Consider the following 13966-nt stretch of genomic DNA (forward strand, 5'->3'; position numbering starts at 1 on the left):
GGCGACTCCCAGGCAATCATCAAAGGACGGAGCGTTGTTGCGGTGCACAAAAATACCTACATCGGGTTGGATGCATTGGGGTGAATTGAGATGAACCAAGCCAGCCATCATGTCGTCGTCGTTGGCGCGGGTTTCGGCGGTCTCGAATTCACACGTGCGCTTGGCGGTGCACCGGTGCGCATCACCATGATCGACAAACGCAACCATCACCTCTTCCAGCCGCTGCTGTACCAAGTGGCGACCACGGCGCTGGCGACGTCCGAGATTGCCTGGCCGGTCCGCCACCTGCTGCACAAGCGCAAGGACGTGACGACGTTGTTAGCCAATGTCGTCGGCGTCGATCGCGCCGGCAAACGCGTGCTGCTCGAAGATGGCAGCGCGGTCGCCTACGATACGCTGCTGCTCGCCACCGGTGCCCGCCATGCCTATTTCGGCCATGACGAGTGGGAGCCTTTCGCGCCTGGCCTAAAGACGCTGGAGGACGCCACCACTGTTCGACGGCGCATTCTTCTGGCTTTCGAGCAGGCCGAGCGGGAGGCCGATCCCGCCCAACGCCAGGCTCTGCTGACCATTGCGATCGTCGGCGGCGGGCCGACCGGCGTTGAGCTTGCCGGCACAATCGTCGAACTGGCGCATGACACGCTGCACGGCGAGTTCCGCAACATCGACACACGGCAGACGCGCGTGGTGCTGATCGAGGCCGGCGACCGGATTCTGGCCAATTTCGCACCAAAGCTTTCCGACTATGCATCGAAGGCGCTCGAGCGGCTCGGCGTGACGGTCGAACTCGGCCGGGCCGTTACGCGTTGCGACGCCGAGGGCGTCGTCTTCGGCGACAAACGTCTGGCTGCGAAGACAATCCTGTGGGCTGCAGGTGTTGCGGCTTCACCGGCCGCCGAATGGCTCGGCGCGGCGGCGGATCGGGCGGGCAGGGTGCTGGTCGAACCCGATTTGAGCGTCCCTGGCAGCCCGGAGATTTTCGTCATCGGCGATGCCGCGCATGTCCTGCGGCCGGACGGGCGGCCCGTTCCCGGCGTGGCGCCCGCCGCCAAACAGCAGGGTCGGCATGTTGCCGCCATTCTGAAGGCACGGCTCGCCGGCGACATCAGCCCGCGGCCGTTCCGCTACCGGCATGACGGCGATCTCGCCACGATCGGCAAGCGTGCCGCCGTGATCGACTTCGGCTGGATCAAGCTGACTGGCTGGGCGGCTTGGTGGCTGTGGGGGATCGCGCACATCTATTTCCTGATCGGCTTTCGCAACCGGCTTGCGGTTTCGTTGAGCTGGCTATGGATCTACGCGACGGGCCAGCGCAGCGCGCGACTGATCACGCAAGGCGACGACGACAAGAGCTGATTTCTTCACCCGGACCATTCATCCGCTCGTCATCTGTTGCTGATCGACTGATGTTCGATCCGCGCGACTTCTTGAATGGACTCGCATGAGTTTCAGAGCGAAGTTCGCTTCGGGGCAAGGCAGGCATGATCCCGAAAAGAGGGGACCGGTTTCGGAGAAAAGATCATGCTGCAACAAACGGACTCTCGTCCCGTCGTCGAAGGAAAAAAACATGTCGCAACTGCTCCATCCCGTCTCCCGCCGTGATCTGCTTGTGGGTGCAGCCGCCACAGGGGCGCTGATCGTGCTGCATCCGTTTTCGGCTCGCGCTCAAGGCAATCAGGCGCATCTGCGGATCATGGAGACCACCGATATCCATGTGAACGTGCTGCCTTACGACTACTACGCCGACAAGGCGAACGACACGCTGGGCCTGTCGCGCACGGCTTCCCTGATCGATGTGGTGCGCAAGCAAGCCAGCAATTCGATGCTGATCGACAATGGCGACCTGCTGCAAGGCAATCCGATGGGCGACTACATCGCCTATGAGAAAGGGCTGAAGGACGGCGACCTGCATCCGATCATGAAAGGCATGAACCTGCTCGGCTACGAGTGCTCGACACTCGGCAATCACGAGTTCAACTATGGCCTGTCGTTCCTGGACAAAGTGCTGGCCGGCGCCAATTTTCCCTTCGTCTGCGCCAATTTGATCCGCGGCACCGAACTTGCCGCGAACCCGCGCGACGACAAGCTCTATCTGAAGCCCTATGTCATCCTCGACAAGAAGATCAAGGACGGCTCAGGTGCCGAACAGCCGATCAGGATCGGCATCATCGGCTTCGTGCCGCCACAGATCATGGTCTGGGATCTCAAGAACCTGGAGGGCAGCGTCAAGACGCGCGACATCGTCGAGGCGGCCAAGGCCTGGGTGCCGCAGATGAAGGAAGAGGGCGCCGACATCGTCATTGCGCTCTCGCATTCCGGCATCGACGTTAAGCACGGCGACATGATGGAGAACGCCTCGTTCTTCGTCGCCGGTGTCGACGGCATCGATGCGGTGTTCACCGGTCACCAGCATCTGGTGTTCCCCGGCAAGAAGGACTTCCAGTCGCTTGAGGGCGTCGACACGCAGAAAGGCACGCTGCAGGGCAAGCCCGCCGTCATGGGTGGCTTCTGGGGTTCGCATATGGGACTGATCGACCTGATGCTGGAGCGCGACGGGTCGAAATGGAAGGTCGTTTCAGCCACCTCGGAGGCGCGGCCGATCTTCGAACGCGTCGACAACAAGAACAAGCCGACCGTCCCGGACGACAACCGCATCATCGCGGCACTCGAACAGGATCACCAGGCGACGCTGGCCTATGTGCGTCGGCCGGTCGGCAAGACCTCCGCGCCGCTCTATTCCTATTTCGCGCTGGTCGCCGACGATCCGTCGGTGCAGGTCGTCAGTCAGGCGCAGACCTGGTATCTCAGGGATATTCTCAAGAACACGCAATGGAAGGACCTGCCGCTGCTGTCGGCCGCAGCTCCCTTCAAGGCCGGCGGACGCAACGGCGCCGACTACTATACCGACGTGCCTGCAGGCGACATCGCCATCAAGAACGTTGCCGACCTCTATCTCTATCCCAACACCGTGCGCGCGGTCGAAATCACCGGGGCTGAGGTCAAGGAATGGCTGGAAATGTCGGCCGGCATCTTCAACTGGATCGAGCCAGGGAGAGCCGACCAGGCCCTCATCAACACCGACTTCCCGTCCTACAACTTCGACGTCATCGATGGCGTCACCTACAGGATAGACCTGTCGCAGCCGCCGAAATATGATGCCAAGGGCGGGCTGGCGAATGCTGGCGCCAATCGTATCGTCGACTTGATGTTCGACGGAAAACCAATTGATCCCAAACGGAAATTCGTCGTCGCGACCAACAATTATCGTGCCGGCGGCGGTGGCAATTTCCCTGACATCGATGCTTCGAAGATCATCTACGAAGCGCCGGACACCAATCGCGACGTCATCGTTCGTTACATCGTCAGCGAGGGCACGATCAACCCGTCTGCGGACGATAACTGGTCGTTCGTGCCGATGCCTGGAACCAGCGTGGTGTTCGAAACCGGCGCCAAGGCGAAGGATTTCATTGCGCAGGTGAAATCGCTGAAGATCGAAGCGGCGGGCGAGGGCGAGGCAGGCTTCGCGAAATACCGCATCCTGCTCTGACCACTGCTGTTCGAAGCTCGGTTCCATGCCGTCACGGCGCGTCGACCTACGCCTTGTAGACCACCTGGCGCACGTCGATGTAGCTGGCGCGGAATCCGGCCTCGCAATAATGCAGGTAGAACTCCCAGAGCTTCTTGAAACGGTCGTCGAAGCCGAGCGGGACGATCTTCTCCCATGAGGCCCAGAACCGGAGGCGCCATTCGGCGAGCGTGCGCGCGTAGTCGTCCGGAAAGATACGCTCGCGCAGATGGGCAAGACCGTGATCTTTGCCAAGTGACTTCAGGATCGATGGGGTCGGCAGCATGCCACCTGGGAACACGTAGCGCTGGATGAAATCCGGCCTGGCGCGATAGGTGCCGTAAGAAGCTTCGTTGATGGTGATGATCTGCAGCCCGGCCGTACCGCCGGGCTTTAGACATGCCTTCATCTTGCTGAAGAACAATGGCCAGTATTTTTCGCCTACGGCCTCGAACATCTCGATCGAGGCAATGCGGTCATAGGTGCCGGTTTCGTCGCGATAGTCCTGCAGCTTGATGTCGACCTTATTGGCAAGCCCGGCCTTGGCGATGCGCGCCGTGGCGAAGTCGTGCTGCTCGCGGCTGATCGTCAGCCCGGTCACCCGACAACCGATCTCGCGCGCCGCGAATTCGGCGAAGCCACCCCAACCGCAGCCGATTTCCAGCACGTGGTCCTTCGGGCCGATGCCTATGTCCTTCGCCAGCGCGCGATATTTGGCGGCCTGGGCGCCTTCGAGGTCGTTGGCACCGGTCGTGTAGAGTGCTGAGGAATAGGTCATGCTCGGATCGAGCCATTGCTTATAGAAGGCGTTGCCAAGGTCGTAATGCGCCGAGATGTTGCGCGCCGAGCCGGTGCGTGTGTTCTGGTTGAACCAGTGGCGAATGCGCTGGACGGTGTTGATCAGCCAGTTGGCGCCACCCGCGATACGCTCGCCGATGGCCGAATTGATCACGAACAGCTCCAGGAAACTGGTCACATCGGGGCTATCCCAATCACCATCCATGTAGGATTCGGCCACGCCGATCGTGCCACCGGAAAAGGCGCGGCCGGGCAGTCGCCAATTCTTGAGCACCAGTTCGGCGTCCGGGCCGGGTCCCTTGCCGCCGACGAGGACGGCGCGACCGTCGGGCATTCTGACCTTTAGCGAACCGCGCGGCAGGTTCATCGCCGCCGACAGCACCATGCGCGCCTTGGCCGGTAGACCCTTGACGATCTCGGCGAAGTTGAATTCGTCGAGCCTGACCGCGTCGCTCGACGCTAGGCCATGATGTTCCTTGTGTGCCATCTCACTCGCCCCCTGACCTCCGCGGTATCGGCGCAAATTGCCGAGCACCGTTCTCGCGGTTCATTCGCCAGGTTCGAACGCTGTTGCCTGATCCCGGTAGCTGACCGGTTCCGCGATCGGCGGTTTCGAACGAAAGCGCGCGCCCTTTTTTCGCCTGAGCTTCAGCGCTTCCCAGTGAACCCCTGCGGCAATCTTCCACGTCATGAGGGAGAACTTCAAGAGGCAGGCTGCAAGCCGGGCTGTGCCAAGTGATTGGCGCTCGTCAGCGGTGTATCTGACTTTTTGCGGAACGCGCCAAAAACACTATGGCTGCGGCATGACCTATGCGATAGATTTAGCAATGCGTTATGTAGCCGTCATTGCCGCCGTCGCGTTTTTCCTGATCTGGGATGGCATATACAATCAGGGCCGGTATCTCGACTCTACGGTGAGGGGTGCCACGCACGTCGTGCGGTCCGTCACCAGCAATATCTAGCGTCCACTCGAATCACCGGCAGCCGCGACATCCTTGTCGATTGACGCCACCGTCATGCCGTCACAAAAGACCTCCGGCATTTAGATCGAGGAGGCGGCGTTGATCCGGCATATCGTTTTCTTCAGCGCGCGGCGCAAGGAGGACGTGGAGGCGGTGCGCGCGGGCCTGCTTGCGCTCGGCGACATTCCTCATTCCAGCCTCTTTGAAGTGACGCTGAACACCAAGGTGGATCCACTGTCGGACGAGGTCGATGTGGTCGTTTATGCGGAATTCGCCGATGCCGCCGCGCTGGCCGCCTACAAGGCGCACCCGCTCTATGCGCGGACCACCAGCAAGGTCAAACCAATGCGAGAACTTCGTTATTCGGCCGATGTCATCGCGGGGAGCTGATCGAGACTACGCTCCAGCCGCGATTGCGATCAAGCCTTGAACCGCCTTGCAGAATGATGCACATCGCGCCTGCATGACCCGAAACACAGCTGCCGGCACCCATCCGCTCGATCACCTGGTGCTGCCCACGCAGAACCTCGATGTGGCGCGTGCCCGGCTTACCGCGCTCGGCTTCGTTGTTGCTCCGACCGGGATACATCCCTTCGGGACCGAAAACTGTTGTGTGTTCCTCGCCGACGGCACCTATCTCGAACCGCTCGCAATCGGCGATGGACAAGTGGCGACGACAGCCATTGCCGATGGCAATGTGTTCGTCGCGCGCGACCGGCTCTATCGCAACAACCATGGCGGCGAGGGATTTTCCGCCGTGGTCCTGGGGACCAGCAACGCGGATGAAGACCATGCGCGCTACCTCGCGGCCGGCATCTCGGCGGGAGACATGCTGAGCTTTTCGCGCGCCTTCATGGACTCGGCTGGGAAAAGCGACATCGCATCGTTCAAGCTCGCCTTTGCGGCGGGAGCCAAGGCCGCGAACGCCTTCGGGTTTGCCTGCGAGCGGGTCAACGCGCCGAAGGTGGACCGCGCGGCTTTGCAGGCGCACGCCAACGGCGCCACTGGAATTGTCGAGATCGTGGCGGTCAGCGATCAACCTGCCGAACAGCATGGATTGATTTCGGTGGCGGTGGGCGATCCGACCGCCGATGGCCAGGGCGGCACATTTCACTTGCCGAATGCAAGTTTGAACGTGCTCGACCCAGCATCTTTCACCGCGCGTTACGGCCTGCCTGCCGGCCGGCCGACGAACCTTCGCTTCGCCGCGGTCGTCTTTTCGGTGCGGAGCGCCGATGTGACATCGAGGCTGCTTGCAGCCAATTCCATCCAACACGATATAGCCGGCCATGATATCGTCGTGCAGCCTGCACCCGGACAGGGCGCGGCCTTCATCTTCCGGGAGATCCCATGAGCAAACCCCTGGCGCCCAATTCGTCGGTAACCGTCGGCAATGTCGTCTTCGACAACAAGGCGGCTCTGTCGCTGATCGCGGGCCCTTGCCAGTTTGAATCGCGCCAGCATGCCTTCGACATGGCCGGCGCGCTGAAGGAACTGACCGGCAAGCTCGGCATAGGCCTCGTCTACAAGACCAGCTACGACAAGGCCAACCGCACCTCGCTGTCGGCGACGCGGGGTGCCGGCATGGATGCAGCCCTTCCCGTTTTCGACGAACTGCGCAAGGAATTTTCGCTTTCCGTGCTGACCGATGTCCACACAGAGGAGCAGTGCGCCATCGTCGCGCCGCATGTCGACGTCCTGCAAATTCCGGCTTTCCTGTCACGCCAGACCGACATGCTGGTCGCCGCCGCCAGGACCGGCAAGGTCATCAACGTGAAGAAGGGACAGTTCCTAGCTCCTTGGGACATGAAGAACGTCGTCGCCAAGATCACTGGTTCCGGCAACGCCAATGTGCTGACCACCGAGCGCGGCGCCTCCTTCGGCTACAATACGCTGGTGTCCGACATGCGCGCTTTGCCAGTCATGGCCGAGATCGGCGCGCCGGTGATCTTCGACGCCACGCATTCGGTGCAGCAGCCTGGCGGGCAGGGTGGTTCCTCGGGCGGCGAGCGCCGCTTTGTCGAGACTCTTGCCCGTGCCGCCGTCGCTGTCGGCGTCGCCGGCGTTTTCATCGAAACCCACCAGGATCCTGACAATTCGACCTCTTCCGACGGTCCGAACATGCTGCCACTGAAGGACATGCCGGCCCTGCTCGAACGGCTGATGGCATTCGATCGCATCGCCAAGGGTCACTAAGCCAGTCGCATCCCCTGCCGACTGCCGGCGCTTGTGGAAGGCATGGGCCGGCTGTACGCTTTGCCTGGCAAATGAGCGCTTTGGCAGGAGGAAGCCATGTCCGTCGCCCGCGTCACCGAAATCACGTCGTCGTCGAAGAAGAGCTTTCAAGACGCCATCGAACAGGGGATTGCGCGAGCATCGAAAACCCTGAAGAACGTCGAAGGTGCTTGGATCCAGGATCAGAAGATCGTCGTCCAGGACGGCAAGATCGCCGCCTATCGCGTTAATATGAAGGTCACTTTCATCCTCGCGGAGTGACCGACGGCCGCCGAAAAAGTCGGGAACCTTCGCCCGCAGCCCTCATTGTCCAAGCAGAGTTCAACGACAATGAGGAGCAAGACCATGACAACCCAGACTGGCCACACCGAAGCTATCGCGGCTTCGCGAGTCATCGGCACGTCGGTCTACAACACCGAAGGCAGAAGCATCGGCACCATCCAGGACGTCATGCTCGACAAGATGTCGAACGGCATCATGTTCGCGGTGATCGGTTTTGGCGGCTTCCTCGGCATCGGCGAGAAGTATCACGCGATACCGTGGGCGAGTCTCGACTATGACGAGGACAAGGGCGGCTATGTCGTACCGTTCTCCAAGGAGCAGTTGAAGGCCGCACCTGCCTATTCGATCAATGAACTAGCCGGCGCGGATGGCGAGATCGCTCGCGACGCATCCTACGACTACTACAAGGTCACGCCCTACTGGCATTGACGGCTCAAACAAAATGGCCCCGTCTCGACGGGGCCATTTTGTTTGATGCGGCAGCTATTTGCTGATCTGCAAGGGGGCCATCGCCTTGGGCGGCGACTGCTGGTTGTTGCACGACGTCAGGAACGCAGCCGCGATCAGGAACAGACACACGATACCACTCAACTGGGACATGGCGAAACTCCTCCTGTTTCGCCCCGCGCACCCGCACCATAGCCGGAAGCGGCCCTGCCGCACATGACTTATGATGACAGCGATTTGCGCTTCGTGAATCGTTGGGGGTTGACGCCAAGGCAATAGACGCCAAGGCAATAATTGCGCGCCGGCCGATTGCCTTTTGCAGCACTTTGGCTAAGAGGGGCGCGACGCTTCTTCAGATCAATCGAGGACATTGCAATGACCGCCATCGTCGACATTGTCGGGCGTGAAATCCTGGACAGCCGTGGAAATCCGACCGTCGAGGTCGATGTCATTCTCGAAGACGGCTCGATGGGCCGCGCGGCGGTGCCATCGGGCGCTTCGACCGGCGCCCACGAGGCCGTGGAACTGCGTGACGGCGGCGCCCGCTATCTCGGCAAGGGCGTGCTCAAGGCCGTCGAAGCGGTCAACGGCGAGCTGTTCGAGGCGATCGGCGGCATGGAAGCCGAAAACCAGATCCATATCGACCAGACCATGATCGAGCTTGACGGCACACCCAACAAGAGCCGCCTCGGCGCCAACGCCATTCTCGGCGTGTCGCTGGCGGTGGCCAAGGCAGCGGCCGAAGCTGCTGGCCTGCCGCTCTATCGTTATGTCGGCGGCACAAAGGCGCATGTCCTGCCGGTGCCGATGATGAACATCATCAATGGTGGCGCCCATGCCGACAATCCGATCGACTTCCAGGAATTCATGATCCTGCCGATCGGCGCGCCGACGCTGCGCGAAGGTGTTCGCTGGGGTTCGGAGATATTCCACACGCTGCGCAAGAAGCTGAAGGACGCGGGTCACAACACCAATGTCGGCGACGAGGGCGGCTTTGCCCCGAACCTGAAGAGTGCGCCAGTGGCGCTCGATTTCATCATGGAATCGATCGAGCAGGCCGGCTTCAAGCCAGGCGAAGAGATTGCGCTCGGTCTCGATTGCGCCGCAACCGAGTTCTTCAAGGACAGCAATTATGTCTATGAAGGCGAGAAGAAGACGCGGGATCCCAAGGCCCAGGCCAAATACCTGGCCAAGCTCGCCGCCGACTATCCGATCATCTCGATCGAGGATGGCCTGGCCGAGGACGACTGGGAAGGCTGGAAGTACCTCACCGACCTGATCGGCAAGAAGACCCAGTTGGTCGGCGACGATTTGTTCGTCACCAACACCGCACGGCTGCGCGACGGCATCCGCATGGGTGTTGCCAATTCGATCCTGGTCAAGGTCAATCAGATCGGCTCGCTGACGGAAACGCTCGACGCCGTCGAGACCGCGCACAAGGCCGGCTACACCGCCGTCATGTCGCATCGTTCGGGCGAAACCGAGGATTCGACGATCGCCGATCTCGCCGTTGCCACCAATTGCGGACAGATCAAGACCGGCTCGCTGTCGCGCTCGGACCGCATGGCCAAATACAACCAGCTGATCCGCATCGAGGAACAGCTTGGCAAGCAGGCAAGCTATGCCGGCAAGTCGGTAGTCAAGGGCTGATCCCGAACACTTGGAATCCCTGTATATTGGATGAAAGGGCGGGGCATTCCTGCCCTTTTTCATTTCGGCGGGCGCTAAGCCCGTCATCCGTAACCGTCCGTTAAGCACAATCGGGCGAAAAGATCCTGAGCCGCCTGAGTTCGCGGCTGCGAGGATTCGAGCGATGTGGACGCGTCAGCATAAGCAGAGAAACACCGGCCGGCTGATCATCCCCTCGCTCTGCGCGGCGTTCCTGGCCTATTTCGGCTTTCATGCCTATCATGGCGAATTCGGCATCAACTCGAAATACCAGCTGGAAGCCCAAACGGTTGCGCTGCAAAGCCAGCTCGATGCGATCAAAGCGCGTCGGATGGAACTCGAGCGGCGTGTTCGGCTCATGCATGAAGGCACGCTTGAGAAGGACATGCTCGACGAGCAGGCGCGCAAGGCGCTCAATTTGTCCCAGGCTGATGAAATCACCATCATGTTGCCGGCCTCACGGAAATAACCTATATTTAGTTAATCGCCAATATTTTCAATGATTTTAATCGCTTAGGCGCATGCCAGCTATGCAATTTCGGCATGGCGCAACGCTCTGACGCGTGTTAGCCTCCCGCAAATCGGTGGGGAGGAGCTGATCTCCCCGGGGCAGATTTCATCTTGCTCAAATGTCCACAAAGAGACGCCAACAGGGAGTGATGCATGGCTACCGCCGCCAGAAAAGCGCCTGCCAAATCCAAATCCGACGGTAAATCGGGGCTTTCGGCTCCCAAGCCTGCCGAATTCACCAAGGACGAAGAGCTCGCTGCCTACCGGCACATGCTGCTCATCCGCCGTTTCGAGGAAAAGGCCGGCCAGCTTTACGGCATGGGTTTCATTGGCGGCTTCTGCCACCTCTACATCGGCCAGGAAGCAGTCGTGACCGGCATGAAGATGGCGCTTATCGACGGCGATCAGATGATCACCGCCTATCGCGACCATGGCCACATGCTGGCCATGGAACTGTCGCCACGCGGCGTCATGGCAGAGCTGACCGGACGTCGCGGCGGCCTGTCACGGGGCAAGGGCGGCTCCATGCATATGTTCTCCAAGGAAAAGCATTTTTACGGTGGCCACGGCATCGTCGGCGCGCAGGTGTCGCTCGGCACCGGGCTGGCCTTCGCCAACCGCTACCGCGACAACAACAATGTCTCGCTGACCTATTTCGGCGACGGTGCGGCCAATCAGGGCCAGGTCTATGAAAGCTTCAACATGGCCTCGCTGTGGAAGCTGCCGGTGATCTACATCATCGAGAACAACCGCTACGCCATGGGCACCTCGGTTTCGCGCTCCTCGGCGGAAACCAATTTTTCGCATCGCGGCGCCTCGTTCAAGATTCCCGGCATCCAGGTCGACGGCATGGATGTGCGCGCCGTGAAGGCCGCGGGCGATCAGGCGACGGAATGGTGTCGGGCCGGCAACGGGCCGATCATTCTCGAAATGCAGACCTACCGCTATCGCGGTCACTCGATGTCCGACCCGGCGAAATACCGCTCCAAGGAAGAAGTGCAGAAGATGCGCTCGGACCATGACCCAATCGAGCAGGTCAAGGCGCGGTTGACCGAGAAGAAGTGGGCGACCGAGGATGAGCTGAAGGCCATCGACAAGGAGGTTCGCGACATCGTTGCGGATGCCGCCGAATTTGCCCAGCACGACGCGGAGCCGGATCCGTCCGAGCTCTGGACCGACATCGTATTGTAACGGGAGGGCAAGGACATGCCGATCGAAATTCTCATGCCCGCTCTCTCGCCGACCATGGAAGAGGGCAATCTTTCCAAGTGGTTGAAGAACGAGGGTGACAAGGTCGTCGCCGGCGACGTCATCGCCGAGATCGAGACCGACAAGGCGACGATGGAAGTCGAAGCCGTTGACGAAGGCACGCTGGGCAAGATCCTGATTGCCGCCGGCACCGAAGGCGTCAAGGTCAACACGCCGATCGCAGTGCTTCTGCAGGATGGCGAAAGCGCCGGAGATATCGGCAAGTCCGCGGCTCCCGCCAAGGCGGAAGCGCCTGATAAAGCCGAGGCTCCAGTCGCCAAAGACAAGGCGGAGGCCGCAAAGCCCGCCGCCGCACCGGTCGCTGCCGCTCCGAAGACCGAGATCGCCGCCGATCCGGACATTCCGGCCGGCACGGAAATGGTCTCGACCACGGTGCGCGAGGCACTGCGCGATGCCATGGCCGAGGAAATGCGCCGCGACGGCGATGTCTTCGTCATGGGCGAGGAAGTCGCCGAGTACCAAGGCGCCTACAAGATCACGCAAGGCCTGCTGCAGGAGTTCGGGCCGCGGCGCGTCGTCGATACGCCGATCACCGAGCACGGCTTTGCCGGCGTCGGCGTGGGTGCTGCGATGGCCGGCCTGAAGCCGATCGTGGAGTTCATGACCTTCAACTTCGCCATGCAGGCGATCGACCAGATCATCAACTCCGCCGCCAAGACGCTCTATATGTCGGGCGGCCAGATGGGCGCGCCGATCGTGTTCCGGGGACCGAACGGCGCTGCTGCCAGGGTCGCTGCCCAGCACTCGCAGTGCTACGCCGCTTGGTACAGCCACATTCCGGGCCTGAAAGTGGTGATGCCTTACACCGCCGCCGATGCCAAGGGTTTGCTCAAGGCGGCGATCCGCGACCCGAATCCGATCATCTTCCTCGAGAACGAGATCCTTTACGGGCAGTCCTTCGACGTCCCTAAGCTGGACGATTTCGTGTTGCCGATCGGCAAGGCGCGCATCCACAAGACTGGCAAGGACGTCACTATCGTCTCTTTCGGCATCGGCATGACCTATGCGTTGAAGGCAGAGGCCGAACTGCGCGGCCTGGGCGTCGACGTCGAGATCATCGATCTCAGGACCATCCGGCCGCTCGACCTCGACACCATCATAGCTTCGGTCAAGAAGACCAACCGGTTGGTTGTGGTGGAGGAAGGCTACCCGCAGAGTTCGGTCGGCGACCATATCGCCAACCAGGTGTCGCAGCGCGCCTTCGACTTCCTCGACGCTCCGGTGATCACCGTTGCCGGCAAGGATGTGCCGATGCCCTATGCGGCCAACCTCGAGAAGCTGGCTTTGCCGAATGTCGGCGAGGTCATCGAGGCGGTCAAAGCCGTCACGTATCGCTGAATCGGGCGGGAGGACGAAATGCCAATCAACATCACCATGCCGGCCCTGTCGCCCACGATGGAAGAGGGCAATCTCTCCAAATGGCTCGTCAAGGAAGGCGACAAGGTTTCGCCGGGCGATGTCATAGCCGAGATCGAGACCGACAAGGCGACGATGGAAGTCGAGGCCGTCGATGAAGGCACCGTTGCCAAGCTCGTCGTTCCCGCCGGCACCGAAGGCGTGAAAGTCAATGCGCTGATTGCCGTCCTCGCCGCCGAAGGCGAGGACACAGCGGCTGCTGCGAAGAACGGTGGAGCTGCCGAACCAGCGAAAGCCGAGGCGCCGAAAGCAGAGGCTCCCAAGGCTGAAGCACCGAAGGCCGAGACACCAAAGGCCGAGCCTGCTGCAACCGCCCCCAAGGCAGAGTCGGCTCCGGTCGCCAACGGCCATGCAACTGGCGAGCGTACCTTCGCCTCGCCGCTCGCACGCCGCATCGCCAGGGAAGCCGGCGTCGATGTGTCTGCCGTGACGGGCACCGGCCCCCATGGCCGTGTGGTCAAGGCCGATGTCGACGCGGCGATTGCCGGTGGCGGCGCCAAGGCGCCTGCCGCCAAGGCCGCGCCCGCCGGCGCGCCGGCTGCTGCCCCTGCGGTGAAAGCGATGTCGGACGATCAGGTGCTGAAGCTGTTCGAGCAGGGCTCCTATGAACTCGTTCCGCATGACAACATGCGCAAGACCATCGCGCGGCGACTGGTCGAGGCCAAGACCACCATCCCGCATTTCTACCTGACGCTCGATTGCGAACTCGATGCACTGCTTGCGCTACGCACGCAGATCAATGCGGCAGCCCCGGTGAAGAAAACCGACAAGGGCGACGCTCCCGCCTACAAGCTGTCGGTCAACGACATGGTCA

General features: G+C 61.3%; 14 protein-coding genes and 1 pseudogene. 13 read left to right on the forward strand and 2 right to left on the reverse strand.

Features of this window, described 5'->3' with window-relative positions:
* Positions 1–90: 90 nt before the first annotated feature.
* On the forward strand, positions 91–1356 hold the full coding sequence (locus tag NKJ89_RS29590) for an NAD(P)/FAD-dependent oxidoreductase (RefSeq protein ID WP_352607701.1): 1266 nt from the start codon (positions 91–93) through the stop codon (positions 1354–1356).
* Between the two features lie 211 nt (positions 1357–1567).
* Positions 1568–3547, forward strand: coding sequence for a bifunctional 2',3'-cyclic-nucleotide 2'-phosphodiesterase/3'-nucleotidase (locus NKJ89_RS29595; RefSeq protein ID WP_352607704.1), 1980 nt, complete (start codon positions 1568–1570; stop codon positions 3545–3547).
* Positions 3548–3593: 46 nt separating this feature from the next.
* Here the strand turns inward: NKJ89_RS29595 and NKJ89_RS29600 are convergent, their stop codons facing one another.
* Together NKJ89_RS29600 and NKJ89_RS29605 are read right to left on the reverse strand one after the other, a co-directional pair.
* The gene (locus NKJ89_RS29600) at positions 3594–4850 is read right to left on the reverse strand and encodes a class I SAM-dependent methyltransferase (protein ID WP_352607706.1); all 1257 of its coding nucleotides are present in this window, start codon (positions 4848–4850) and stop codon (positions 3594–3596) included.
* 60 nt (positions 4851–4910) lie between these two features.
* Positions 4911–5099 (reverse strand): annotated as a pseudogene (locus NKJ89_RS29605) (DUF1365 family protein); the annotation flags it as partial.
* A 91-nt stretch (positions 5100–5190) separates the two neighbouring features.
* On the opposite strand from NKJ89_RS29605, the gene NKJ89_RS29610 reads away from it, so the two are divergent.
* The 11 genes from NKJ89_RS29610 to NKJ89_RS29660 all read left to right on the forward strand — a co-directional run.
* A complete protein-coding gene (locus NKJ89_RS29610) occupies positions 5191–5325 on the forward strand; it encodes a hypothetical protein (RefSeq protein WP_023757936.1) in 135 nt (44 codons plus the stop codon).
* 99 nt (positions 5326–5424) lie between these two features.
* Positions 5425–5715: a Dabb family protein gene (locus NKJ89_RS29615; protein ID WP_023757935.1), complete on the forward strand. Its 291-nt coding sequence runs from the start codon at positions 5425–5427 to the stop codon at positions 5713–5715.
* A 73-nt stretch (positions 5716–5788) separates the two neighbouring features.
* Positions 5789–6679, forward strand: a complete 891-nt coding sequence (locus NKJ89_RS29620) for a VOC family protein (protein WP_352607708.1) — start codon at positions 5789–5791, stop codon at positions 6677–6679.
* Positions 6676–7521 (forward strand): 3-deoxy-8-phosphooctulonate synthase, encoded by an 846-nt coding sequence (gene kdsA / locus NKJ89_RS29625; protein ID WP_352607710.1) that lies wholly within the window; start codon positions 6676–6678, stop codon positions 7519–7521. The genes NKJ89_RS29620 and kdsA overlap by 4 nt, the downstream gene beginning before the upstream one ends.
* 96 nt (positions 7522–7617) lie before the next feature.
* Positions 7618–7821, forward strand: a complete 204-nt coding sequence (locus NKJ89_RS29630) for a dodecin family protein (RefSeq protein ID WP_352486701.1) — start codon at positions 7618–7620, stop codon at positions 7819–7821.
* 84 nt (positions 7822–7905) lie between these two features.
* A complete protein-coding gene (locus tag NKJ89_RS29635) occupies positions 7906–8271 on the forward strand; it encodes a PRC-barrel domain-containing protein (RefSeq protein WP_023757931.1) in 366 nt (121 codons plus the stop codon).
* 393 nt (positions 8272–8664) lie between these two features.
* The gene (gene eno, locus NKJ89_RS29640) at positions 8665–9939 is read left to right on the forward strand and encodes a phosphopyruvate hydratase (RefSeq protein WP_023757929.1); all 1275 of its coding nucleotides are present in this window, start codon (positions 8665–8667) and stop codon (positions 9937–9939) included.
* 163 nt (positions 9940–10102) lie between these two features.
* Positions 10103–10426, forward strand: a complete 324-nt coding sequence (locus NKJ89_RS29645) for an FtsB family cell division protein (protein ID WP_352607712.1) — start codon at positions 10103–10105, stop codon at positions 10424–10426.
* 194 nt (positions 10427–10620) lie between these two features.
* Entirely contained in the window at positions 10621–11658 is a 1038-nt protein-coding gene (gene pdhA, locus NKJ89_RS29650; RefSeq protein ID WP_352607714.1) for a pyruvate dehydrogenase (acetyl-transferring) E1 component subunit alpha, read from the forward strand.
* A gap of 15 nt (positions 11659–11673) precedes the next feature.
* Positions 11674–13074, forward strand: coding sequence for a pyruvate dehydrogenase complex E1 component subunit beta (locus NKJ89_RS29655; RefSeq protein ID WP_352607716.1), 1401 nt, complete (start codon positions 11674–11676; stop codon positions 13072–13074).
* Positions 13075–13092: 18 nt separating this feature from the next.
* The coding region (locus NKJ89_RS29660; RefSeq protein WP_352607718.1) for a biotin/lipoyl-containing protein at positions 13093–13966 on the forward strand (874 nt) is incomplete at its 3' end.

The sequence above is a fragment of the Mesorhizobium sp. M0047 genome (assembly GCF_040323315.1).
Lineage (GTDB): Bacteria > Pseudomonadota > Alphaproteobacteria > Rhizobiales > Rhizobiaceae > Mesorhizobium.